This window comes from Streptomyces sp. NPDC054842, from assembly GCF_053611025.1.
Window position 1 is genome coordinate 1 of record NZ_JBSGZN010000046.1, and the last position, 24,072, is coordinate 24,072.

A 24,072-nucleotide genomic window follows, 5' to 3' on the forward strand; every position below is an offset into this window, starting at 1 on the left:
ACCGCGCCCGGTCCGGGCGCGGTGCCGGCGGTCAGGCGTCCGGTGTCCGGTGGGGGCGGCCGAGTACGAGCATGCTGTGCGCGTCGACCGTCAGCCGGACCCCCGCCTTGAACTCGGTCTCGTCGGACTCCTCGCCCGCCGGGTCGGCCGTGTCCGCGACGGTCCGCCACATGTCCCCGAAGGACGCGGACGGCAGCCGGAACGGCAACGGCTCCCGCCAGGCGTTGAACAGCACGAGGAACGAGTCGTCGCTCAGCCGCTCACCCTCCGGGCCGCGTTCGCTGATCGCGTCGCCGCACAGGTAGACGCCCAGCGCGTGGATGTCCCCGCGCTGCCAGTCCTCGTCGGTCATGACGCCCGCGTCGGGCCGCAGCCACACCACGTCGGCGCGCTCGGGCGGCGTGCCCTCGGCAGGACCGCGCAGGAAGCGGCGCCGCCGCAGCACCGGATGCGCGCGCCGCAGCGCCACGATCCTCCGCGTGTAGGCCAGCAGGCCGCGGCGCTCCTCGTCCAGGTCCCAGTCCGTCCAGGAGACCTCGTTGTCCTGGCAGTAGGCGTTGTTGTTGCCCTGCTGGGTGCGGCCCAGCTCGTCGCCGTGCGCGATCATGCACCCCCTGCGAGAGCAGCAGGGTGGTCAGCATGTTCCGCTGCTGGCGGGCCCTCAGCCGCAGCACGTCCGGATCCCGGGTGGCGCCCTCGGCCCCGCAGTTGAACGAGCGGTTGTCGCTCTCGCCGTCGCGGCCGTCCTCGCCGTTCGCGTCGTTGCGCCGCTCGGTGTAGGAGACCAGGTCGCGCAGGGTGAAACCGTCGTGGGCCACCACGAAGTTGACGCTCGCGCGCGGCCGCCTGCGGTCGCGTTGGTACAGGTCGGACGAGCCGAGCAGGCGGCCGGCCAGGTCGGCGACGGTGTGGTCGTCACCGCGCCAGAAGGAGCGGACCGTGTCGCGGTAGCGGCCGTTCCACTCGCTCCACAGCGCCGGGAAGTTGCCGACCTGGTAGCCGCCGTCGCCGATGTCCCAGGGCTCCGCGATGAGCTTGACGCGGCTGATCACCGGGTCCTGCTGGACCACGTCGAAGAACGCGGAGAGCCGGTCCACCTCGTGGAACTGGCGCGCGAGGGTCGCCGCGAGGTCGAAGCGGAAGCCGTCGACGTGCATCTCGGTGACCCAGTACCGCAGCGAGTCCATGATCAGCTGGAGCACGTTGGGGTGGCGCATCAGCAGGCTGTTGCCGGTGCCGGTGGTGTCGAAGTAGTGGGCCGGGTCGTCGTCCACGAGCCGGTAGTACGACCGGTTGTCGATACCGCGGAACGACAGGGTCGGCCCGTTCTCGTTGCCCTCGGCGGTGTGGTTGTAGACGACGTCGAGGATCACCTCGATGCCCGCCCGGTGCAGAGCCTTGACCATCGACTTGAACTCGTCGACCTGGCCGCCCCTGCTGCCCGCCGAGGAGTAGGCGTTGTGCGGGGCGAAGAAGCCGATGGTGTTGTAACCCCAGTAGTTCGACAGGCCCTTGTCGGTCAGGAAGCCGTCCTGGGTGAACTGGTGCACCGGCATCAGCTCCACTGCCGTGATCCCGAGCTTCTGGAGATGGTCCACGACCGCCGGGTGCGCCAGGCCCGCGTAGGTGCCGCGGATCTCCTCGGGGACGTCGGGGTGCAGCCGCGTCAGTCCCTTGACGTGAGCCTCGTAGATCACCGACTGGTGGTACGGCCGGTCGGGTGAGCGGTCGCCCTCCCAGTCGTACCGGTGGTCGGTGACCACACCCAGCGGGACGTGGCCGAGGCTGTCGCGTTCGTCGGGCCGCCCGGGGTCGTCCAGCCGGTGCCCCGTCAGAGAGGGGTGGCCGTCGATCTGCCCGTCCACGGCGGTGGCGTACGGGTCGAGGAGGAGCTTGGCCGGGTTGCAGCGCAGGCCCTCCGCGGGGTTCCAGGGACCGTGCACGCGGTAGCCGTAGCGCTGCCCGGGACGCACGTCCGGCAGATAGCCGTGCCACACGCCTCCGTCGGCCTCGGGGAGCGTGACACGCCGCTCCCGGCCGTCGTCGTCGACCAGGCAGAGTTCGACCTTCTCGGCGCACTCGGAGAACAGGGCGAAGTTCGTACCGGAGCCGTCGTAGGTGGCACCGAGCGGATAGGGACGTCCTGACCATGTCTGCATGAACCGCAGCCAACCACGCCGCAGTTAGGAGTGCTCGCCGATCGCCGCGGCGCGGCGCCGTCGGGCCGCCGGCCCCCACCCGGGGGCCGGGACGCGACGGGGGAGCGATGTCCCGGGCGGTCGTCCCGCGAGCGGCTGAATCCCCCGCGGCAGGAAAGACGACAGGGTGGGCCGTGCTCCCCGCGGGCGGCCCGCCCGCGGGGCCGGCCGGACGACACGAGGAGACGCACACCATGGGGACCGCTGTGCACGTCCCGCAGACCCGGGACATGATCGGGGAGGAACTCTCCGGCGACGAGGCGCTGACCGCACTGCGCCGCTACGGCGGCCGCCGCCTGTTCCTGGACGCGTTCTCCCGGTTCCGCTACGCCGACGGCTTCACGAGCGCGCGCTCCCTCGGCTTCCAGGTGGTCCTCGGCATGGTGCCGTTCACCATCGCCCTGGTCGGCGTGGCCACCACCGTGCACACCGAGAGCGTGGGGCGGGTCATCGAGCTCACCCTGAGCCGGATCGTGCCGGGCGCCAGCACGGACCTGGTGGAGGACGCCCTGGACAAGACGCGCCGCAGCGCCGGTACGGGGGTGTGGAGCGCCGTCGCCATGTGGGTGGGCCTCGCCTTCGCGGTGCTCAACCTGGCCTCGGCGATGGGCCAGGTCGAGCGGGGGGCCAACCGCATCTACGGCATCGAACGCGACCGGCCCTTCCTGCGGAAGTACGGCAGGTCGCTGCTGCTCGCGCTCGCCGCCGGCATGCCCATGGTCCTGGGTTTCCTGGTCCTCGTCGCGGGCGAGGCCGTGGGCGACTCGGTGGTCGAGGCGCTCGGCCTGCCCGGGGGCAGCCTCGACTGGTGGGGAGCGATCCAGGTGCCGGTGGGCATCGCGCTCGCCTGGGTGGCCTCGGCCGTGATCTTCCGCTGGGCACCCCGCCGGGACCAGCCGGGCTACACCTGGCTCGCCTTCGGCTCGGCCGTGCACCTCGTGTTGTGGGTCGCGGCCACCTGGCTGCTCGCCTTCTACGTCGCCGAGAGCGGTTCCTTCGGCGCCCTGTACGGGCCTCTGACGGCCTTCGTGGCGCTCCTGCTGTGGGCCAACCTGACCGGGGTCGCCCTGTTCCTCGGCATCGCCTTCGCCGCCCAGCTCGAAGCGGCCCGCGCGGGGATCGCCGAGGCGGTGCGGCCGGACCCGGGACCGGGCCCGTGAGACCCCTCCGGAAAACGCCCCGGGCCGGACTCCCGTGAGTCCGGCCCGGGGGGCTTCCCCGCCTCAGCGGGACGAGGCGGGCACCTCCGTGCGGTGGTCGTAGTACGCCCACGCGCCCACGGCGACCAGGGCGGTGAGACCGGTGGCCACCACGCGCAGCGCTCCGGACGTCGTGAACGCGACCAGCACCGTGACCAGCGCCCCGCCCAGCATGATCACGCGGCTGATGACGCGCTGTGCCGGCCGCTGCGGTTCCTCGCGGTCCTTGAGGTCGTGCAGCGCGTCACTGGCCGGGTGCCGCGAGCCGCGCCGCGCGCGGGCCCGGTACTGCAGCCCGTAGCTGATCACGGCGTACAGCGCGAGAGCCCCCAGCGCCCACAGCCAGCCCTCGGCATCGCCACCGCTTCCTCGTGCCAGATCCATGCAACCTCTCCTCCCCGATGGCGTCCGTATGCCCCGGAACCCCCGCCCCAGGCACGCCGTCAGTCCCTGCCGTCCTCCGGCCGCGGGGTGAGGAGCAGGATCGTCACGTCGTCGCGGATCGTGGTGCCGAAGCGCACGAGGTCCGCCCAGACCAGGTCCACCAGAGCCTCGGGGGCGGTGTCGGCGAAGGCGGTCAGCCGGTCCACCAGGGGATAGAACGCGCCGGCCGCGTCCCGCGTCTCGGTCACCCCGTCGGACACCAGCAGCAGCCGGTCGCCACGCTTCAGCGGTACCCGGCACTCACGGGGCGGGGACAGGCCGAGGAGCCCGACCCCGAGCGGCGCCGCGGGTTCCACCTCGATCTCGACGGCCTTGCCGTCCCGCAGGAGGAGCGGCTGCGGATGGCCGCAGGACACGATCCGTACGGCATCGGCGTCCTCGGAGAACTCCAGCACCAGGGCGGTGGCGAACAGCTCGGAGTGCGGGGTCGCGGCCGAGTCCACGGACAGCCGGCGGTCGAGCCGACCGGCCACCGACGTCAGTTCCCGCCGGTCGAGCACCGCCTCCCGGAACGCCCCTAGGAGCGAGGCGACCGTCCCGACCGCCGACAGGCCGTGCCCCTGGACGTCGCCCATCACCGCGCGCACGCCGAACGGGCCGTCGCGCACGTCGAAGAAGTCGCCGCCCACCAGCGTCCCGTGCTGGGCCGCCCGGTACAGACCGGAGCAGCGCACGGGACCGATGCGCTCGGCGAGCGGTGGCAGGACGGCGAGCTGGACCGCCTCCGCGACACTGCGCACGGAGACCAGCTGGGCGTCGCGCCGGCTGCGCACGAGGGACACGAAGACACTCAGGGCCGCGATGAAGGTGATGGTCAACAGGTCGGTGTTGCCGGGATGGTTGATGTGCAGGGCAGGGATGTTCAGCAGGACGACCACGACGCCGCCGAACGCGGCGGTGGCGGCCGGCCCGTAGGAGAGCACGGCAAGCGACGGGATGGCTCCCAGCAGGAAGCCGATGTCCAGCGGCCTGCCGCTCACGAGCTCGGCGATGCCGACGCCCAGCAGCAGCACGACGGGAAGCGCCCGCACCCAGCGCGGGGGCGGTGCCGCGCCGCGCAGCCAGCCGCGGTCCTCGCCGTCCCCGCGCCGGGACATGGTCACACCCATGGCAGCCCTCCTCACCCCCACGCTCCTCCGTCCGGGCGCCGGGCGCACTCGGGGTGCCGGTCGGGACCCGCTCGTCGGGAACCTCACGGGCGGGCGAAGAGGGCTTCACTCGGCGAACCGCGGGGCGCGGGGACCACCCGGGCCTCCCGGAACGGCCGGATGCACGGCGACTCCCGCTCCGCCTCGTCCGGAAGGACTGCTCCCGCCTCACGGCATCCACCAGGACTGCTCCCGCGACGCCTCGTCCGGCAGGACTGCTCCCGCCTCACGGCATCCACCAGGACTGCTCCCGCGACGCCTCGTCCGGCAGGACTGCTCCCGCCCCGCCACCCCCGGCCCCTCGTCGCCTGCCGCCCCGCCGGAGGTCCGACGTGCCCGCCGGCTCTCGTCCCGGCCTGTCCCTGGCGTCCGGTGCCGCGCCCCCCGTCAGCCGTCCTGTCCGTCCCGTCCGGTGCCGCGCTGACCGTCGCCCCGTTTTGCCCGCCGCCCGGTGCCGCGCCCCCTGTCGTCCCCTCCGGGCGCCCCACGCGCCGACGCCTCCCGTCTCGCCGCAGCGTCCGACGCACCGTCACCTACCGGACCCCCGCATCCGACGCCGCGTCAACTCTCTTCCGCTGCCGTACGGACGACGGTCGCGGCCGGGACGCTCGCGGACCACCCCGCCTGCCGGAATTGCGATCATTGTCTGTTTAGCATGCACGAGTCCGCTGCCCTGTCGTTCGACGTACGGAAGTCATAGGGCCCCGCGCACGCCGCCGTGAGAGGAGACCACATGACCCGAGCAGGCCGTCACAGAGCGCTGCCGCAGCACACGCCCTCCGCCCATGACCCCGAACTGCGAGCCGCCGCCCGGCACTTCGGGCGCCGCCGCTTCCTCACCGTCACCGCCGCCGCCGCGGCCCTCGCCTTCTCGACCAACCTGCCGACCCCCGGTGCCGCCCGCGCCGCGGCGCTCGACTCGGCGAGGATCTCCGACAACCCCTTCACCCTGGGCATCGCCTCCGGGGACCCGACCCCCAGCTCGGTGCTGCTGTGGACCCGGCTCGCGCCGTCGCCGTACGAACCGGGTGGCGGACTGGGCCAGAGGTCGGTGCTCGTGCAGTGGGAGGTGGCGTCCGACGAGCGGTTCCGCATGGTCGTCCGCACCGGGATCGCCACCGCCCTGCCCGAGTACAACCACTCCCTGCACATCGAGGTCGAGGGCCTGGCCGCCGACCGCGAGTACTTCTACCGGTTCCGGACGGGTGCCTGGATCAGCGAGACCGGCCGCACCCGCACCGCGCCGGCCACCGCCGCCGCCACCGCGAAGCTCACCTTCGCCGCCGTCTCCTGCCAGGCCTACCACGACGGCTACTTCACGGCGCACCGCCATCTCTCCCAGGACGACGTCGACATCGTCTTCCACCTCGGCGACTACCTGTACGAGTACGCCGTGAACTCCGAGGGCGGCGCCCGCGGCTACACGGACCGCAAGCTGCCCGACGTCTTCAACCGCGAGGCCAAGACGCTGGAGGACTACCGGCTGCGGTACGCCCTCTACAAGAGCGACCCCGACCTGCGGGCCTCCCACGCCGCCCATCCCTTCGTCGTCACCTGGGACGACCACGAGACCGAGAACAACTACGCCGGCGCCGTCGACGAGAAGAACGACCCGCCGGAGGAGTTCCTGCTGCGGCGGGCAGCCGCCTACCGCGCCTACTGGGAGAACCAGCCGCTGCGCGCCGCCCAGCTGCCCAACGGGCCCGACGCCCAGCTCTACCGCCGCATCCAGTGGGGCTCGCTGGCCCAGTTCGACGTCCTCGACACCCGCCAGTACCGCTCGGACCAGGCGTACGGCGACGTGCAGCACGTGCCCGGCCCCGAGTCCGACGACCCCGGGCGCACCATCACCGGGGCGGCCCAGGAGGACTGGCTGATCAGCGGCTGGCGCTCCTCGAACGCCGTGTGGAACGTGGTGCCGCAACAGGTCTGCTTCTCCCAGAGGAAACTCGACCTGAACGACCCGGCGAAGGTCTCCATGGACGCCTGGGACGGCTACCGCGCCTCCCGCGACCGGGTGCTCGCCGGGGTCAAGTCGGCCGGGATCAAGAACCTGATGGTGCTCACGGGCGACGTCCACGTGGGCTACGCCTTCGACATCAAGGAGTCCTTCGACGACCCCGGCTCGCGGACCCTCGGCACGGAGCTCGTCGCCACGTCCGTGGCCAGCGGCAAGGACGGCGCCGAGAAACCGGGCAACTGGGAGACCTACACCAAGGCCAATCCGCATCTGAGGTTCTACAACGGGCGGCGCGGTTATCTGCGGGTCGAACTCGGGAAGGACGCGGCGCGGGCCGACTTCAAGACGGTGTCCGCGGTGACGACGCCGGGCGCGCCGATCTCCACGGCCGCGTCCTTCGTGACGGAGGCCGGCAACCCGGGCCTCAAGCCCGCCTGAGAGACGTCTCTGGTGGAGCGTCAGGCGCCGGCGGGGGCCCTCGGCACTCCGCCGGGCGGGCCCTTCGTGTCGGCCAATGCGCGGAACGGGCGCGAACCAGACATCGTTCGATCGTTTTGCGGCAAAACCTACGGTTTCGAAGCCCTTTCGCTCCGAACCCGAGGAGACACCGATGGTCCACAGATACGCCGGCGCAGGTTGTGCCGCGCTCACCGTGCTCGGCACGCTCGCACTGACGGGGCCGCCCGCGACCGCGGCGGGCGACCCCGTGCCGGCGGCGGCGCCCTCCGCCGCGCAGACCCTCGGCGCCGACAAGCCGTCGGCGACGCTGCTGCGCGCCCTCCAGCGGGACCTCGGCCTGACAGGCGGTCAGGCCAAGGCCCGTCTGGTGAACGAGGCGGAGGCCGGCACCCGCGCCGGCCGGCTCCAGAACTCACTGGGCTCGCGCTTCGCGGGAGCCTGGGTGAAGGGCCCGACCTCCGCCGAGCTCACCGTCGCGACCACCGACGCCGCCACCGTCCCGGCCATCGAGGCGGGCGGCGCCCGGGCCGTGGTCGTCAAGCGGGGACTGGCGGAGCTCACCGCCCTGAAGGAGAAGCTGGACCGCGCCACCGCCGGTGCCAAGGGCGTCGACACGCCGGTGCGGTACGTCGACGTACGGGCCAACCAGGTGACCCTCCAGGCGACGAGCCAGGCCGCGGCGGACGCGGTCGTCAAGGCGGCCGGGGTGGAGCGGGGCCTCGTCGACGTCAAGGTGTCCCCGGACCGGCCGCGCGCCCTGCACGACGTCAGGGGCGGCGACGCCTACTACATCGACGAGCAGGCCCGGTGCTCCGTCGGGTTCTCCGTCACCAAGGGCGAGCAGCAGGGCTTCGCGAGCGCCGGCCACTGCGGGAAGGCGGGCGCCAAGACCACCGGCTTCAACAAGGTGGCCCAGGGCACCTTCCAGGCGTCCGTCTTCCCCAAGAACGACATGTCGTGGGTGGCCGTCACCGGCGACTGGACCACGACCGCCACCGTCAAGGGCGAAGGCGACAAGAACGTGGAGATCGCCGGCTCCGTGCAGGCGCTCGTCGGCGCCGCCATCTGCCGTTCCGGTTCCACCACCGGCTGGCACTGCGGCACGGTCGAGGAGCACGGCACCAGCGTCACCTACTCCGAGGGCACGGTCGAGAACGTGACCCGCACGACGGTGTGCGCCGAGCCGGGCGACTCCGGCGGCTCGTACGTCTCGGGCACCCAGGCACAGGGCGTCACCTCGGGCGGCTCGGGGGACTGCAAGAGCGGCGGGACGACGTTCTACCAGCCGGTCAACCCGCTGCTCAGCGAGTACGGCCTCACCCTGAAGACCAGCACCGGGCAGTCGGGTACGCCCACCGCGCAGGACGGTCAGCAGGGCGGCTGGTCGGCGGGCCGGATCTACGACACCGGCACCCGGGTGAAGTACGACGGCGTCACCTACCAGTGCCTCCAGGGTCACCAGGCCCAGGGCGCCTGGCAGCCGGCGCTCACCCCCGCTCTCTGGCAGCGCCTCTGACGGGACGTCCGCGAGGAACCGCCGTCACCGTCGCCGAACGCCGGCCGGACCGCGGCCCCGGCCCCGGCCCCGCCGGCGTTCGCAAGGCGCGGCCCACGGCGGCGGCAGGCGTCCTCGCGCCCGTGCGCCCGCTACGGCTCGGCCAGCAGCGCGTACGCGGTGGGCACGAAGGCGTCGCGGGCGCGGAACCGGCGCGTGCACACGGCGGCCAGCGCGGTGCCGGTGCCCGGGTGGAAGCCGAGGAACGCCTGCTGCCCGAGCGTCGCCCCGCAGTGGAAGTACATCGGCCCGTGCCCGGTGGGGTGCTGGAACCACGCCACCGTGTGCGTGTGCCGGTGTCCGAACCCGCGCCGGAGCACCGGGCGCCGGACCGCGTGCAGCGCGCCCGTCAGCGGTGACCGGGACGGCTCCAGGTGGGCCTCCAGGAACGTGAGGAGGTCGTGCGGGGCGGCCCGGACGGCGCCGGCCGCCTGGAACCCTCCGACGACCAGCGGCGGCGTACGGGTCGTGCCGTCCTTGCGGTGCCCGGTGGCGTCGGTCCCCGGACCCCCGGCGCTCAGGGCGACCCCGGTCAGCCCCAGGGGGCGCAGCACCCGGGCCGCGACCAGTTCCTCCCACGGTGTCGCGGTCGCCGCGACCAGGGCGTGGCCGAGTACGGCGACGGCGAAGTTGGAGTAGTGCCAGCGCGTGCCGGGCCGGTGCCGAGGCCGGGCCCGCAGGAACGCGTCGACCACCCGCTCGGTGGGGTAGCCCGCGTAAGGGTTGGTGCGCCAGGTGGGCAGCGCCCGCGGGAAGAAGTCGGCGGGCAGCGCGGGCAGCCCGGAGGTGTGGGTGATCAGGTGGGCGAGCGTGACCGGGTGCCGTGACGTCTCGTGGCCCGGGTCCAGGAGGGCGGCGGCCGGTTCGCCGCCGGAGACCGCGCCGGTGCGGGTCAGCTGGGCGAACAGGAGCCCGGTGAACGTTTTCGAGGCCGAGCCGATCTCGTACCGCAGCGCGGAGCGGGGCACGGGCGGCGGCGGGGCGGTGCCGCCCGAGCGCACGGTGCGGTGTCCGTGCCGGGACAGGGCGAAGACGACGTCGGGCGCGTCGACGGCGGCCACGGCGGCGTCGAGCCGCCGCCGGACGGCCTCCGCGTCCACGGGCGGTCCCGTCGGCGCGCCCGGTGCCTCCGGTGCGTTCGCCGCGTCCGGTGCGGACGGGGTGTCGGCGCCGTGGGGCGCGCCCGGCCAGGGCGCGGGCCGGACGGTCATGCCGGGGCCGTCGCCAGCCGCGACAGCGCGCGGGATGTGGCCAGCACCGACGCGAACGCGGCCACCAGGGTCGGGTGGTAGACGAGGTCGAACACCTCGTCGGGCTCACCCTCCGGCATGGCGCGCAGCGCGGGCATCGCGCCGTCGGGCTGCTGGGCGGCGGCGAAGCCCTCCCAGGCCCGCTCGTCGAGGCTGGGCTCCGGCAGGCAGGCGTCGACCACCAGCAGTTCGCCGAGCAGGTCCCAGCGCTGGAGGTCCAGCCAGTCGTCCAGCCACACCGGCAGCCAGAGGGCGAGGTAGTCGGCGATGCGGGGCGGCAGCGCCTCGGGCCGCTCGCCCCAGTCGGTGAGGTGGAAGACGGTGTGCGTGATGTCGTAGGCGATGTGCCCCTCGACGGTCCAGGGTTCGGGGGTGCGGCCCAGCCACGTCCTGCCGATGACGTCGGTCTCCGGTGGCCGGGGCGTGAGCCCGAAGCGGCGCTGGAACGCGGAGAGTCCGAGCCGGCGCACGGGCGGCATCTCGAAGGCGGCGGTGCTGAGCAGCCGGTGGTTGAGCAGGATGCCCTCCTCCAGCCCGGGTTGGCTGTACCCCAGTTCCTTGAACGGGAGGTACACCTCGAACGGGATGGGGGAGACGGGCTCGGTGCGCTGCCCGCGGACCAGCATCCGGCCGCCGTCGAGGGTGTTCCGCCAGGCGTGGTCGAGCAACTGCCGTGCCAGCTCGGCCTGTCGCGAACCGGCCACGCCCTCCCGGAACAACACCTTGCAGATCAGCGCCAGTTCACCGACCGGCTTGAAGCGTTCGAGGAAGCCGACTTCCGGATCGACGTCCGTCTCCAGCCGGAAGCCGTCGCGGTGGGCGTGCAGCCACTCGATGGCGCCGACCCCGACGGTGTGGATGAGGCGGGTACTGGTCATCCCGGCGCTCCTTGTCCGTTGCGGCCCTGCCGTGTCGCCCGCGGGAGGGGCGCTGCCGCGGCGCCCGCGGTTGCGTCGCCGTCGAGGCGGTCGAGGGTGAGGGCGGCGGCGAAGGCCGCCATCAGCGTCGAGTGGTAGCAGGCGGCGAAGCCCGTGACCGCCGCCCGGCCGCCGGGGGCGGGGCCGACCTCGGGAACCGAGCCGTCGTCGTGCTGCGCCGCGGCGAGTCTCGTCCACGCGTCCTGGAGGACCGCCCGCTCGGGCAGCCGGGGCAGACTCGCGGCCACGGCCAGCAGTTCGCAGCTCAGGTCCCACTGCCCGTCCTCCAGGCAGGTGTCGAGCCACGGCGGGAGCCAGTGCCGCAGGTACGTCGCGACCGACGGCGGCACCCCCTGCGGGAGCAGGCCCCAGTCGGTGAGGTGGAAGACCACGTGGGTGAGGGTGTATCCGGCGGCCCGCTCGAAGGTCCAGGGCTCCGGGAGGCCGCCCAGCCAGGTGCGCCGCAGCGCCTCCGGGAAGTCGCCGTGCTCCGGAATGCCGCCGCGCCGCTCGGAGTTGAGCACGCTCAGCCGGCGGTTGGGCTCCTGCTCCGTCACCCGCCAGCCGCGGGTGCGGGCCACCGTCGTGGCGGCGTTCTCGTAGCCGCGGTGCCGCAGGCCGGCCGAGGCGAACGCCGCGTAGACCTCCAGCGGGTACGTCGCGAAGGGCTCCAGGTGCTGCAACTCGTGGAAGAGGGCGCCCTTGTCCGTCTGATGCCAGGCGAAGTCGAGCAGGTCGGAGGCGGTGCGGTGCAGCGGGTCGGCGGGGTCGGTGGCCCGGCGGACGCAGACGCACACCTGGGCGAGTTCACCGAGCGGCTTCCAGCTGGTGTTCACGTCCCCGTCCGGGGCGAGCGCGCCGTCGCCGAGCCGGAAACCCGCGCGGCTGCCGGAGACCCAGGCCAGCGCGGCCTCGGCGACCCCGCGGACGTCGCGCGCCGTCACACCGGTGCTCCGGCCCGCATCAACTGCGCCGCCCGGACCTGGAGGGCCACCCGCGGATCGCCGGCCCCCATCTGGGCGACGAACTCCAGGCCGGTCTCCAGTCCCAGCGTGTCCGGCACCCCGTCGAGGAGCGCCAGCCAGCGTCCCGCCCCGGCCGCCTGGAGCCAGTCGCGGCGGCGGACCGCCCGGACGAACCCGCGGGCGACGTCGACGGGGCGCCGCCGGGCCGCGCGCAGCACCCCGCAGTCGCCCCCCGGCACCGCCAGCGGTGCCAGCACGGCGAGTTGACGGGTCAGGAACTGCCAGGAGGCGTCCTCCAGCCACGTGACCCCGGGTTCGGCATGGTCCCCCGGTGAACCGTCGAAGGACGCGTCGAGCCGCATCAGCGTCCGCCGCATCGCCCAGTGGCTCCACACGGAGGTGGGGGAGGCGTCGGCCGGCGGCGGGAAGGCCCGCACGGCCAGGTCGAAGACGAGCAGGTCCTCGTGGTCGGCGGGCGCGCGCCGCAGGACGACGGGCAGCAGCGCGTCGGCTCCCAGGACGCGTACGGCGGCCAGTGCGGGATCGCCGTTCGCCTCGGATGCCTCGCGTGCCGCCACCTTGCCGGACACTCGAAAGGGGTCCCCGCCCCGAAGGGCGGAGACCACGTCCGATGCAAGGTCCTGCACGGCGACCGACAATCGGGTCGGAGTGCCAGACTGCTCCATTCGGATTCCCCCGTCAGCCCTTCTTGGGCCGCGGCGTCGGAGGCGACAACAGGAGGTTGCCGGTTCCGGAGGACAGGGCGAGCGCGGCGCACTCGCGGCTGTCACGGAATTGGCCGTCGGCCTCGACCGGGTCGAGCGCCGCCTCCACGTCGATGCCCTGGACTTCGGTGATGTCGTCGGTCAGAAACTCGGTGGAAGACATACCACCATCCCCTTTGCGAGAGATACGTAGTTCTCCATTTCCAGTTGAACGCCTCGGGCGCGGATGTGCAAAAGGAACGGGCTCGGCCCAGTGATGACAAGGGTTTCCGCGTTTCCGTCCGGCCCCGGAACGGCGAATGCCCGCGGCAGGCACGGGAAGTGATTGAACGGCCGAAAAATTGAATGCGGAATTTATCGTTACGCAGAGGGCAGTTGGGGTACTCGGGTTCGCGGCCATGGCGCCCCCCGGCCGGTCGTCGCCTGGCGCCGAGAGCTCCGGCGGGACGAACGCTCCTCCCGCACACGGCGGGTGAGGCACCGCCACCGGTGTCAGGGAAGGGGCTGCTCCGCCCAGATGACCTTGCCCGCCGGGGTGTAGCGGGTGCCCCAGCGGTCGGAGAGCTGCGCGACCAGGAACAGCCCGCGGCCCCCCTCGTCGGTGCTCGCCGCGTAGCGCAGGTGGGGCGAGGTGTTGCTGCTGTCGAAGACCTCGCAGATCAGGCTGCGGTCGCGCAGCACACGGACCCGGATCGGCTCGCCGCCGTACCGGATCGCGTTGGTGACCAGCTCACTCAGGATCAGCTCGGTCGTGAAGGCCATGTCGTCCAGGCCCCACTCCGCGAGCCGGCGGGTGACCGAGGCGCGCACCTCGCCGACGGCCGCCGGGTCGGGCGGCACCCGCCACTCGGCCACCCGGTCGGGGCCCAGCGCCCGGGTGCCGGCCACGATCAGGGCGATGTCGTCGCTCGGACGCGGCGGGAGCAGGGCGTCCAGGACCGCCCGGCAGGTGTTCTCCGGCGACGGGTCCGCCTCGGACAGGGCGGTGCTCAGCAGTTCGAGACCGGCGTCGATGTCCCGCTCCCGGTCCTCGACCAGCCCGTCCGTGTAGAGCACCAGCCGACTGCCCTCGGCCAGTTCGAGCTCGGCGGTCTCGAACGGCAGGCCGCCGAGTCCCAGGGGCGGGCCCGCGGGCACCTCGGCGAACTCCACGCGGCCGTCGGGAGCGACCACCGCCGGCGGCGGATGACCGGCGCGGGCGACGGAGCATCGCCGGGACACCGGGTCGTAGATGGCGTACAGGCACGTCGCGCCGGTGATCGCGGCGTTGCTCTCCTCCGCGGCCTCGTCCTGGTCGATGCGGCCGACCAGTTCGTCGAGGAGGGAGAGGAGTTCGTCGGGCGGCAGGTCCAGGGCGGAGAAGTTGTGGACCGCGGTGCGCAGCCGGCCCATCGTGGCCGCGGCGTGCAGCCCGTGGCCCACCACGTCCCCGACCACGAGCGCCACCCGGGCGCCGGACAGGGGGAGCACGTCGAACCAGTCCCCGCCCACGCCCGCCTGCGCCGGGAGGTAGCGGTAGGCGATGTCCAGGGCGCTCTGCTCGGGCAGGCTGCGCGGCAGCAGACTGCGCTGGAGCGTCACCGCCATCGTGTGCTCGCGGGTGAAGCGGCGGGCGTTGTCGACGGAGACCGCCGCCCGGGCCACCAGTTCCTCGGCGAGGGTCAGCTCCTCCAGGTCGAACGGCTCGGGCTTCTCGGAGCGCCAGAAGTTGACGACTCCCATCACCAGCGGGCCCACCCGCACCGGCACGGTGATCAGCGAGTGGATCCCGTACGCCACCACCTGCGCGGAGCGCTCCTGGTCCTGGGCGAGCCAGCCCGGGGCCTCCTTCAGGTCGGGCTCCACCAGGGCCTGGCCGGTGCGCAGGCTGCGGGCCTGCGGCGAGCTGTCGACGAAGACGATGCGCTCGCCCACCGGATACAGGGGCGCGTCCTTGCGGATGCCGGCGGACGCGGTGCGCCGCAGCTCCGTGACGGCCTCGGGTTCCTCGCCGTCCAGCACGGCGTCGGCCAGATCGACGGTGGTGAAGTCCGCGAACCGGGGGACGGCCAGCTCGGCCAGCTCCTCGCAGGTGCGGACCACGTCCAGGCTGGAACCGATGCCCAGCCCGGCGTCGTACAGCAGCTTCAGCCGCTCGCGGGCCACGTCCGCGCGGCCGGACAGGGCACGCAGCTCGGTGGAGTCGCGGAGCGTGGCGACGCTGCCGGGCGGTCCGCCCCTCAGGTCGGTGGGGCGCTGGTTGATCGCCAGGAGGCGGTCGCCGACCAGGTGCACCTCGTCCGTCGCGACGCGTCCCGACGCCAGCAGTTCCGCCGTGCCGGGGTCGAGGCCGAGTTCCAGGACGTGCCGTCCCTCGGCGTCCTCCGGCAGCCCGAGCAGGCGTTGCGCCTCGTCGTTGGCCAGCAGCAGCCGTCCCTCGCCGCCGGCGATGATGACGCCCTCGCGGACGGCGTGCAGCACCGCGTCGTGGTGTTCGTACATCCGGGTCATCTCGTACGGGCCGAGGCCGTGCGTCTGCCGCAGCAGCCGTCTGCTGACGAGCGCCGCGCCCGCCGTCGCGAGGATCAGGGCCGCCCCCGCGGCGGCCAGCAGGATCGGCAGCTGGCGGTCGGCCGCACCGCCGACGTTCGCGGTGGTGATCCCGGCCGACACCAGGCCGGCGACCGACCCGTCGGCCCGCTCGACGGGGACCACGGCCTGGACCAGGGGCCCGATCGTGCCGGTGATCTCCTCGGTGAAGGAACGGCCGGCCAGCGCGGGCTCGAGCGTCCCCACGAACTTCTTGCCGATCCGGTCCGGTTTGGGGTGCGTGTAGCGGATCCCGTCGGTGTCGAGCACGACGATGAAGTCCACCCGGGACGCCTTGCGGGCCGCCTCGGCTCGCGGCTGGAGGATCGCCGTGGGGTCCGGGCTGCCGAGGGCGGCCAGGGTGCCCGGCGCGTTGGCGAAGGTCTCGGCGACCGCCAGCGAACGGTTGCGGGCCTCCTGCGTGCTGTCGTGCCGCACCTGGAGCACCAGCGCGACGACCCCGGAGACCACCAGCATCAGCACGATCACCAGCTGGAAGACGAACACCTGGCCCGCGACACTGCGCCCGCTCAGCGCCGACCGCAGACCGGCGGCGGGCCCGTGCCCGCCGCCCGGTGCGCCCCGCCGTCCGGACGGTCTGTGCGGCACGTGCCGCGCTCGCTGCGCGTGCGTTCCGCGAGCGCGCTCACGCCCGGTGCGCCGAGCGTCGTGCCGGCGGGTCGACCGAGCCCGGGATCGACCCAATAGTCGGACCATGTGCCCATGTCTACACTGCCGGGCGGCTGGAGGCGAGAGGGCACACACTGGGCGAACGGCGGCCCCACCGCCCCCTCACGACCCGTCACGGGCCGCTCGGGCTCCCGTCACCCGCCGCCGCGGGCACCTCCCGGCGCCCCTGGGGTGCCGCTCCGCGAGCGGGCGGCGCGAGCCGCCGGCCAGCATCCGGTAACGATCGTGCCGCGCCCCTTGTGGCGGTTCTTGTCACTCATAGCATGCGATCATGTCTTTTCTCTCAAGTCGCCGCAGAAAGCCGCGCCTTGCCCCCGAGCTCGACGACGGGGACCTCGGCAGGCTGCTGAAGTCTCTGCGCGCGACGACCAGGTCCGGCACCTTCGGCACGACGGACCTGTGCGTGGCCCAGATGTCCCGCCTGTTCGAACAGGACCCGGGGGACTGGGACCGGCGGGCGCACCGGCTGTCCGTCCTGGCCGACTACCTGTCCGAGTCGCACCTGCCGTCCGCCTGGGCGACCCGTGAACCGGGCAACGCCAGCGCGCTCGTCCTCGCCGCCTGGTCCGAACTCGTCCGGGGCAGGGACACGGGAGGACTGCCCGACGCCTCCGCCGCCGCCAAGCAGTGCCTGCGGGCGGCGGACCTCGACCCCCAGGACCCCGCGCCGTGGGTCGTGCTGCTCGGCATCGCCCGCCTGGAGCGCTACGCGCAGTCGGACGTCTTCGGCGCCTGGAACGAGATCCTGGCGCGGGACCGCTGGCACCGGGAGGCGTACCTGAGCATGCTGGCCCACCTCTCTCCGGAGGAGGCCGGCTCCCGGGTCCAGGTCCTCGACTTCATCGACTCGATACGCCCCCGGATGCCGGCGAACGCGCCCTGCGCCGCGGTGGAACTCACCGCCCAGGTCATGCAGTACAACGCCGCGCTGGCCCGCGGGGGAGTGGACGCCCTGGTGGCCCGCAACCACTGGACCAACCCGCAGGCCGTCGAGTCGCTGGAGCGCGCCCACCACACCTGGCCGCAGCCGTCGTTCTTCCACCACGCGAAGACGCTCGCCGACCTGAACCTCCTCGCCTACGCGCTGATGGCCGCCGACCGCCGACAGCAGGCAGCCCCCGTCTTCGAGGCGATCGGCAACACGGTCACCGCCTGGCCCTGGAACAGCGGAGGCGATCCGATGGCCGCCTTCGAGCACGCCCGGAACAGGGCGGGCGTCTGACCGGCCCCGTCCTCACAGCGCGGCGGGCCGGCGGGCGGCGGGCCGGTCGGACGCCGCGACGGGCACCTCCAGCGGACGGGCCAGGCCGACCACCCCCTCGTCCAGCCGCTGCAGATGCCGCAGGACGCGGCCGGTGACCCGGTCGTGCCGGGGAGCGTCCCCCGGCCGGTCGCCCTCCAGCATGGACGCCAGGCTCGCGCCGGTCTCCACCGCGCCCGCGCCGGGCCGGTCCTCGACGTGGGCGACGAGCACGTCGATGTTGTGCGCGATGCGACGGCCCGCCTTCTTCAGCCGGGGATCGGCGGCCACCGTCCTGCTGTGGGGCAGCAGTTCCGCCGTCGCCGCCAGCGACCGCGCGTGGTACGCGCACGTCTCCAGGAGCGCCACCAGGTAACGGGCCGTCTGCCGGCGGGAGCGCAGCGGGGTGATCGGGTGCGTGAGCGGCTGCGTGGACGCCCGCAGGTCCTCCAGCGCCGTGTCGAGGTCCCGGGCCTTGTCCAGCAGGTCCAGCGCGGGCCCGCCGCTCAGCTGCTCCACCGCGGCGCCGGTGACGTCGCCGAGCCGGGCCAGCACCGTGGCGAGCAGCTCGTCCGTGCGGCGGTCGGTGTGCACCGGCAGGACCAGCGCGGCGGCCACCACCCCGCAGACGGCACCGAGGGCGGTCTCCTCGATCCGCAGGACGAGCACCTCGGCGCTGTAGGTGTTCAGGAGTGTGTAGAGCAGCCCGAGCATCGCCGTGACGAAGAACGACATCAGGGCGTACGACAGCGGCGCGGTGAAGAACATCGCGAAGATGAACAGCAGGACGAGACCGAACGCGGTCCAGGTGTGGTTCCCGACCACGCCCGCGAGCAGCACTCCGGCGACGACCCCGAAGACGGTGCCCAGGAGCCGGCGGTAGCCCTTGACGAGGATCTCGCCGGTGGACGCCGTGTTGAGGAAGACGACCCAGCAGGTGAGCACCGCCCAGTACCAGCGCTGGCTGGACAGGAACTCGCCGCCCGCGATGGCCAGCGCGGAGCCGACCGCCACCTGGACGGCGGCCCGCGTGGTGGGGCGCCGCAGCCCGGTGCGGTCCTCGTCCTCGTCCTCGTCCCGGCCGTTCTCCTCGGCACCGGCGATCGCGATGTCCTCGGCGTCCAGCTCCTCGCGGGAGCGTGTCGTGGCCGGGGAGTCGTCGGACTCGTCCTGCGGGCCGTCGAAGGCCAGCCGCAGGCCGAGGACCGCGCGCGCCGCCTCGCCGATGCCGCGGAAGACGTCCTGGACGGCGGCGGGGGCGCGCGGCAGGTTCTCCTCGTCGCGGTAGGCCAGCAGCCGGTTGCGCACGTGGGCGAGCGCCGTGCCCCGGCTGCCGGAGACGGGCCGGGCGACCAGCAGCCGCAGCGCGTTCAGGTCGCGCCGCAGGGTCGCCGTGATGTCGTCCTCGGCCCGCAGCCGGTCGCCCGGCGCGGGCACGGGCGCGTCGGGCAGGTGCAGGGTGAGGGTGTCGGCGCGCTCGGCGCTGCGCGCGGTGAGCAGCAGGACGCCCAGCCGCTCGGCGGCGATCTCGGCGTCGGCGACCCGGCGCTGCACGTGCGAGGCGGCGGCGTCGTCGCTGGTCCCCTCCTCCAGCCGCCCCTGGATCATCATGGCCGTCTCGTGAAGGCGGGCGGTGTGCCGCCGCACCTCCTCCAGCGCCTTCTCCATCCGGTCGGGACCCGCGTCCAGCAGCTCGGTCTGCGCGGACACCAGCTGGGCCAGCCGCGCCCGGAACGCCTCCCGCAACCGCAGCAGGATGCGCTCGGGCGTCTCCGCCACCAGGCCGAAGCGCACCGCCGCACTGCACGCGAACGCGAGGACCAGGGTGGCGCACAGCCCCGGCAGCGTGTCCGAGCCGGCCTGGACGAACAGCGAGACGAAGTAGACCTGGAACCCGATGAGCCCCAGTGCCGTCCCCCGGTCGCCGAACCGGCGGCTGTAGACCGCGCCGAAGATCAGGGCGAGGAAGAAGAGGTCACCCGCGACGACGTGCGTGTTCAGCAGGGCGCCCAGCGACATCGCCGCGAGGGCCACCGGCAGGCCGAGCGCGAGGGTGATGGCCTGTTCCCGCCGCTGCTTCTCCCGGATGGCGAACGTGGCGACCATGGCCGCCATGGCGCCGGCCACCATGTGCGTCACGCCGGCGTCCATCAGGGCCAGCAGCGCCAGGGCGAGCGCGATCGCGCCCACGGTCCGCAGTCCCGCCATGAGCCGCAGCAGCCCCGGGTCGGAGGCCGCGAATCGATCCCAGGTACCCGTCCAGGTCGGCCGTTTCGCTTTCCTCACCCTGCCGTACGTCCTCGCTCGCCGTCATGATCAGCCGTTCCAGCATGTCACGGCGCACCGCGTACGCCCTGCCCCGGGGGCGGCACCCCCGCGGGCGGCGGCTCCGGACTCCGCGGCGGGGCACCCCGGCTTCGGATGCACGCCGGACAACGGACACGCCGGCCCCGCGCGCGACGCAGCGGCCGGTGCCCCGCACGCGCCGAGCCCGGCGGAGTCGTACGGCCCCGGGGGCCGCCGAGGTGCCGGGCCGGTGTCAGCTCGCGGTCCGGTCGCCCTTGCGGTCGCGGCGCGTCAGGGCGCGCTGGACGCGGGACAGGCCGGTGGGGAGGTGCCCGCGCAGGGCGGCGCGCGCCGCGTTCGAGCCCGGCGCCCCGTGCACACCGCCGCCCGGGTGCGCGCCCGCCGAGGCCAGGAAGAGGCCCTTGACCGGGGTCTCGGGGCGACCGGTGCCCGGCACGGGCCGGAAGACGAGCTGCTGGTGCATGGCCGTGGTGCCGCCGTTGATGGCACCGCCGTGCAGGTTGGCGTTCAGGCTCTCAAGCGTGGGCGGCGCCAGGATGCGGCGGGCTCGCACCAGGGCGCGGAACCCGGGCGCGAACCGCTCGACCTGTTCCTCCACCCGGTCGGCCATGACCTCCTGCTCGCGCCGGTCCCACGTGCCGGTCAGCCCGCCGTCACCCGCGTCACCGGTGATCCGGTGCGGGACGTGGGTGTACGCCCACGCCGACTCGGTGCCCAGCGGCGAGCGCGTGGCGTCCGACGTGGTCATCTGCCCGAAGATGGCGAACGGCCGGTCGGGCACCTGGTGCATGGCGATCTGCGCCGCGAACCGCGTCAACTCGTCCATGCCGTCCGCGAGATGGACCGTGCCCGCGGACGCCGCCCGCTCCGCCCGCCACGGCACCGGTCCGCTGAGCGCCCAGTCCACCTTGAAGGTGGCGAAGTCCCACTGGAAGCGGCGCAGATCGGCGAGCAGCTGCGCCGGGAGGTGCTCCTCGTCGACGAGGCTGCCGTACAGCGCGGGCACGGATACGTCGGCCAGTACGGCACGGCTCGCGACGACCGCCTCCCCGCCCGCCGTGCGCACCCCGACGGCCCTGCCGCCCCGCACCACGACCTCGGTCACCCGCTCACCGCAGCGGACCGCGCCGCCGCGCTTCTCCAGCCGGCGCACCAGGGCCTGGGTCAGCACGCCCGAGCCTCCGGTCGGCACCGGGAAGCCGTGCGTCTGGCCCAGCATGGACATCAGCCAGCCGAAGCCGCCGCTGCCCGCCGCCTCGGGGGCGAGGTCGGCGTGCAGGGCGTTGCCGGCCAGCAGCAGCCTGCCGCCCTCGCCCTCGAACTCCTCCTCGCCCAGGCGCCGTACGGGCAGCACCAGGGACCGGGCCAGCCGCAGTCCGCCCGCCCCGCGCAGCCGCATGGCCAGCCGGGCCCCGGCGCGCACGGGCGGGAAGGGGGTGAACAACGCCTCGACGATGTCCGGCCGCAGCCGCTCCCAGATCCGGTGCAGCTCCCGCCAGGCCTCGCCGTCCCCGGGACTGAAGTCGCTCAGGGCGGCGGCGGTGTCCTCGACATTGCGGCCCAGCAGGGCGCAGCTGCCGTCGGTCAGCGGATGCGCCAGCACGTAGGGGGCGTGGCTCCAGCGCAGCCCCTCGCGTTCCAGGTGCAGGCCGGCGAGGACCGGGGAGGCGGCGGCCAGCGGGTAGAAGGAGCTGAAGACGTCGCTGACGTAGTCGGGGTGCACCTCGCGGTCGTGCCGCACCGCGCCGCCCGGTTGGCTCTGTTCCTCCAGTACCTCCACGCTCCAGCCCGCGTCGGCGAGCAGGTTGGCCGCCACCAGGCCGTTGGGCCCGGCGCCGATCACCACCGCGTCCGGCATGTCTGCCTCCTGTTCAGCGGGGCGGGCCCGGCCGCGCACGGGGGAGCACCGCCGGGGGTCCTACCGGTCGGCGGTTTCGGGGAGCGAGCGGCTCTCGCACAGGTCCGCCAGCCGGTTGAGCATCGCGCGGTGGCGCAGCTGGACGAGCACCTCGAAGGCCGCGTTGTGCAGGGTGCCGCCGGCGCCGCGCAGGGGGTGCTCGTCGACGATGAGCAGGGTGTCCTCGCCCCACTCACGGACGTCCAGAGCGATCCTGGCCGTGCCCAACGGGCCGGAGTGGGCCTCCAGTTCCAGCTGCCTGGGCGGCTCGACGCGCCGTACGACGGTCTTGTTGGTCACCGTCCAGGGGCCGAGGCGCACCTCGAAGGTCAGGGAGGCGCCCGTCTGCGGCCACTGTCCCTCGGCGGGCCAGGTGTCGGACGTGCCGACCACCCATTCGCTGTAGCGGTCCGGGTCGGCCAGCACGGACCACACCACGTGGGGCGGCCTCTTGATGAGCTGATGCCGTACAGCCATGCAACCCTCCTGGAGGTGAACGCTCTTCACGGCCCAACGCGGGCTGTCCGAGTCGGCTGCACTCAGGTTTCCATCTTTGCGGGACTTACGCCTTTTCTGCTGTGACGAGCGGCACGGGGCCGGTGTCCGCGTCCGCCGGGCGCCCGCACCCGGCGGACGGGCCTCGGTGCGGCCCGGGAGGACCCCCGTACGAAGGCCGTCGCGGCGCGGTGCGGTTAGCGTGGTGGGCATGCCTGATGCCGAAACGCGTCGTAGTGGTCCGCTGGCGGGCCGTGTCGTGGTGGTGACCGGCGCCTCGCGCGGCCTCGGAGCCGCCGTGGCCCGCGTCCTCTCCGAGCGGGGAGCCGTGGTGGCCCTGCTGGGGCGCCAGCCCGAGGCGATCGCCGAGGTCGCGGCGTCGCTGCCCGGCCCGGCGGGGTGGTGGGAGGCCGACGTCACCGACGACGACGCCATGAACCACGCCGCCGCCCGTATCCGCGAGCAGCTCGGCGCGCCCTCCGCCGTCGTCGCCAACGCCGGGGTCGCCGAGGGCGGTCCGTTCGCCGAGTCGGACCCGGCGACCTGGCGGCGTGTGATCGACGTGAACCTGACCGGCAGCGCGATCACCGCGCGGGCGTTCCTCCCGGACCTCGTCGCGACGCGCGGCCACTACCTGCAGATCGCGTCGCTGGCCTCCATCGGCGCCTCCCCGATGATGAGCGCCTACTGCGCCTCCAAGGCGGGCGTGGAGTCCTTCGCGCACGCACTGCAGGCCGAGGTGGCGCACCAGGGTGTCGCGGTCGGGATCGCCTACCTCAACTGGACCGACACGGACATGATCCGGGACGCGGACCAGCACGCCGTCCTGCGGGAGCTGCGGGGGCACATGCCGCCCCCGGCCCGGAGGGTCTACCCCGTGGAGCACGTCGCGGAGCGCATGGTGGCGGCCGTCGAACGCCGGTCCCGTGCCGTGTACGTCCCCTCCTGGCTGCGGCTCGCCCAGGTCGGACGGGCGGTCCTGCCGCCGGTGGTCACCCGGATCTCGCGCAGGGAGCTGCCCCGGCTGGCGGCCCGGGACCGGTTCGAGGCGACCGGGCTGCTGGGGGCCGGGGCCCGCGACGACCCCGCCGAGGCGCACAGGAGCCGTACACCTCCGGCGGGGTGACGCGGGCCGTCCGGGACGGGCGGGTCAGTGCGGCCCGTCCGCGTGGTCGTGCCGGATCAGCGGGCCCGGCTGCGGAGTCGGCGGCACCGGGTCGGGTCCGGCGGGTCCCGGCGGCGCCGGCGGGACCGGGTCCGGCGGCGGAGCGGGGACGGGACCGGGCGCGGGGCCGGGCTGCGGATCCGTCGGCCCCGGCGGCGGGGTGGGGTTCGGCGGGGTCGGGTCGGTCGGCGGGATGCTCATCGGCCACCTTCTCTCTCGACGGACACGGATCACCTCACGGGTTCCCCCCGCAGCTCGATCATGCCTGCGGCGCCCGCTTCATACCGCTGTGCGCCCTCCGCCCGGGCGGCGGGCCCCGGCGGGAGGACCGCCAAGCGGTGCATCTCGGGCCCTCTCCGGTATGACCGGGCGCGCTGCGGGGAGTCGGAGATCCATGAACGATGCACAGCACCGAGACGGACCCGACCGCGCGCACCGGCGGCCGGACGGGGTCGACGACATGACCGTGGAGGCGCTCGGCGCCCTCTCCAAGGCACTGGAGACGACGGAACGGGCCCGCGGGCACCTGTACGCGTTCCACCAGCTGACCGGCACGGCCGACCTGGAGCTCGACCGGGCGGTGGAGCTGCTCCGCAAGGCCGGGCACGCCGGGTACGGCGACCGGGTGGAACGGGAGATCCTGGGCCGCAACGTGATCCCCGGCCACTGGACGTTCCAGATCGTCGAGGCCTACAACGACACCTACTACGAGCCCTTCAAGGCCCTGGAGCGGCAGGCGCGGGACGACCTCGTCGAGGGACGCGACCACCTGTACGAGGCGGAGATGAAGGAGGACCGGCGCACCGGCGGTCACCCGGACCACACGGCCCGGCCCGACCGGACGTGACCCGGCGGCCGTGAGGGGCGCCCCGCCCGGGCGGGGCGCCCTC

18 protein-coding genes and 1 pseudogene are annotated in these 24,072 nt (G+C 73.8%); 6 read left to right on the forward strand and 13 right to left on the reverse strand.

Going from position 1 to position 24,072, the window contains the following annotated elements; all coding sequences use genetic code 11:
• Positions 1–31 precede the first annotated feature (31 nt).
• Positions 32–2,159 (reverse strand): annotated as a pseudogene (glgX, locus tag ACWGIS_RS28765) (glycogen debranching protein GlgX).
• Positions 2,160–2,392: 233 nt separating this feature from the next.
• On the opposite strand from glgX, the gene ACWGIS_RS28770 reads away from it, so the two are divergent.
• A complete protein-coding gene (locus ACWGIS_RS28770) occupies positions 2,393–3,358 on the forward strand; it encodes a YihY/virulence factor BrkB family protein (RefSeq protein ID WP_453365372.1) in 966 nt (321 codons plus the stop codon).
• A 63-nt stretch (positions 3,359–3,421) separates the two neighbouring features.
• On the opposite strand, the gene ACWGIS_RS28775 is transcribed toward ACWGIS_RS28770, so the two are convergent.
• Both ACWGIS_RS28775 and ACWGIS_RS28780 read right to left on the reverse strand, forming a co-directional pair.
• Positions 3,422–3,781, reverse strand: coding sequence for a hypothetical protein (locus tag ACWGIS_RS28775; RefSeq protein WP_453365373.1), 360 nt, complete (start codon positions 3,779–3,781; stop codon positions 3,422–3,424).
• A gap of 59 nt (positions 3,782–3,840) precedes the next feature.
• Positions 3,841–4,950: a PP2C family protein-serine/threonine phosphatase gene (locus ACWGIS_RS28780; RefSeq protein WP_453365374.1), complete on the reverse strand. Its 1,110-nt coding sequence runs from the start codon at positions 4,948–4,950 to the stop codon at positions 3,841–3,843.
• A 772-nt stretch (positions 4,951–5,722) separates the two neighbouring features.
• Here ACWGIS_RS28780 and ACWGIS_RS28785 point away from each other — a divergent pair.
• Together ACWGIS_RS28785 and ACWGIS_RS28790 are read left to right on the forward strand one after the other, a co-directional pair.
• A complete protein-coding gene (locus tag ACWGIS_RS28785) occupies positions 5,723–7,387 on the forward strand; it encodes an alkaline phosphatase D family protein (RefSeq protein ID WP_453365375.1) in 1,665 nt (554 codons plus the stop codon).
• A 172-nt stretch (positions 7,388–7,559) separates the two neighbouring features.
• Positions 7,560–8,924 (forward strand): carbohydrate-binding protein, encoded by a 1,365-nt coding sequence (locus tag ACWGIS_RS28790; protein WP_453365376.1) that lies wholly within the window; start codon positions 7,560–7,562, stop codon positions 8,922–8,924.
• Positions 8,925–9,055: 131 nt separating this feature from the next.
• Here the strand turns inward: ACWGIS_RS28790 and ACWGIS_RS28795 are convergent, their stop codons facing one another.
• The 6 genes from ACWGIS_RS28795 to ACWGIS_RS28820 all read right to left on the reverse strand — a co-directional run bounded on the left by ACWGIS_RS28795 (position 9,056) and on the right by ACWGIS_RS28820 (position 16,105).
• The gene (locus ACWGIS_RS28795) at positions 9,056–10,174 is read right to left on the reverse strand and encodes a serine hydrolase domain-containing protein (RefSeq protein ID WP_453365377.1); all 1,119 of its coding nucleotides are present in this window, start codon (positions 10,172–10,174) and stop codon (positions 9,056–9,058) included.
• A complete protein-coding gene (locus ACWGIS_RS28800) occupies positions 10,171–11,091 on the reverse strand; it encodes a DUF6895 family protein (protein WP_453365378.1) in 921 nt (306 codons plus the stop codon). Before ACWGIS_RS28800 ends, ACWGIS_RS28795 begins: the two co-directional genes overlap by 4 nt.
• Positions 11,088–12,074: a DUF6895 family protein gene (locus ACWGIS_RS28805; RefSeq protein ID WP_453365379.1), complete on the reverse strand. Its 987-nt coding sequence runs from the start codon at positions 12,072–12,074 to the stop codon at positions 11,088–11,090. Before ACWGIS_RS28805 ends, ACWGIS_RS28800 begins: the two co-directional genes overlap by 4 nt.
• The gene (locus ACWGIS_RS28810; RefSeq protein ID WP_453365380.1) at positions 12,071–12,781 is read right to left on the reverse strand and encodes a hypothetical protein; all 711 of its coding nucleotides are present in this window, start codon (positions 12,779–12,781) and stop codon (positions 12,071–12,073) included. The genes ACWGIS_RS28805 and ACWGIS_RS28810 overlap by 4 nt, the downstream gene beginning before the upstream one ends.
• 13 nt (positions 12,782–12,794) lie before the next feature.
• On the reverse strand, positions 12,795–12,983 hold the full coding sequence (locus tag ACWGIS_RS28815) for a hypothetical protein (RefSeq protein WP_453365381.1): 189 nt from the start codon (positions 12,981–12,983) through the stop codon (positions 12,795–12,797).
• Between the two features lie 329 nt (positions 12,984–13,312).
• Positions 13,313–16,105: a SpoIIE family protein phosphatase gene (locus ACWGIS_RS28820; protein WP_453365382.1), complete on the reverse strand. Its 2,793-nt coding sequence runs from the start codon at positions 16,103–16,105 to the stop codon at positions 13,313–13,315.
• A gap of 244 nt (positions 16,106–16,349) precedes the next feature.
• Between ACWGIS_RS28820 and ACWGIS_RS28825 the strand changes: the two genes are divergently transcribed.
• Positions 16,350–17,300, forward strand: a complete 951-nt coding sequence (locus ACWGIS_RS28825; protein ID WP_453365383.1) for a hypothetical protein — start codon at positions 16,350–16,352, stop codon at positions 17,298–17,300.
• A gap of 12 nt (positions 17,301–17,312) precedes the next feature.
• Here the strand turns inward: ACWGIS_RS28825 and ACWGIS_RS28830 are convergent, their stop codons facing one another.
• The 3 genes from ACWGIS_RS28830 to ACWGIS_RS28840 all read right to left on the reverse strand — a co-directional run bounded on the left by ACWGIS_RS28830 (position 17,313) and on the right by ACWGIS_RS28840 (position 21,999).
• Positions 17,313–19,526 carry an FUSC family protein gene (locus tag ACWGIS_RS28830; RefSeq protein WP_453365423.1) on the reverse strand — a complete coding sequence of 738 codons (2,214 nt, stop codon included), beginning with the start codon at positions 19,524–19,526 and terminating at the stop codon, positions 17,313–17,315.
• A 331-nt stretch (positions 19,527–19,857) separates the two neighbouring features.
• Positions 19,858–21,483: a phytoene desaturase family protein gene (locus tag ACWGIS_RS28835; protein ID WP_453365384.1), complete on the reverse strand. Its 1,626-nt coding sequence runs from the start codon at positions 21,481–21,483 to the stop codon at positions 19,858–19,860.
• A 60-nt stretch (positions 21,484–21,543) separates the two neighbouring features.
• Positions 21,544–21,999, reverse strand: coding sequence for an SRPBCC family protein (locus ACWGIS_RS28840; RefSeq protein WP_453365385.1), 456 nt, complete (start codon positions 21,997–21,999; stop codon positions 21,544–21,546).
• A 229-nt stretch (positions 22,000–22,228) separates the two neighbouring features.
• On the opposite strand from ACWGIS_RS28840, the gene ACWGIS_RS28845 reads away from it, so the two are divergent.
• Positions 22,229–23,143 (forward strand): SDR family oxidoreductase, encoded by a 915-nt coding sequence (locus tag ACWGIS_RS28845; protein ID WP_453365386.1) that lies wholly within the window; start codon positions 22,229–22,231, stop codon positions 23,141–23,143.
• Between the two features lie 24 nt (positions 23,144–23,167).
• Here ACWGIS_RS28845 and ACWGIS_RS28850 read toward each other — a convergent pair whose 3' ends face one another.
• A complete protein-coding gene (locus ACWGIS_RS28850) occupies positions 23,168–23,383 on the reverse strand; it encodes a hypothetical protein (RefSeq protein WP_453365387.1) in 216 nt (71 codons plus the stop codon).
• Between the two features lie 193 nt (positions 23,384–23,576).
• On the opposite strand from ACWGIS_RS28850, the gene ACWGIS_RS28855 reads away from it, so the two are divergent.
• A complete protein-coding gene (locus tag ACWGIS_RS28855; RefSeq protein ID WP_453365388.1) occupies positions 23,577–24,029 on the forward strand; it encodes a hypothetical protein in 453 nt (150 codons plus the stop codon).
• Positions 24,030–24,072 lie beyond the last annotated feature (43 nt).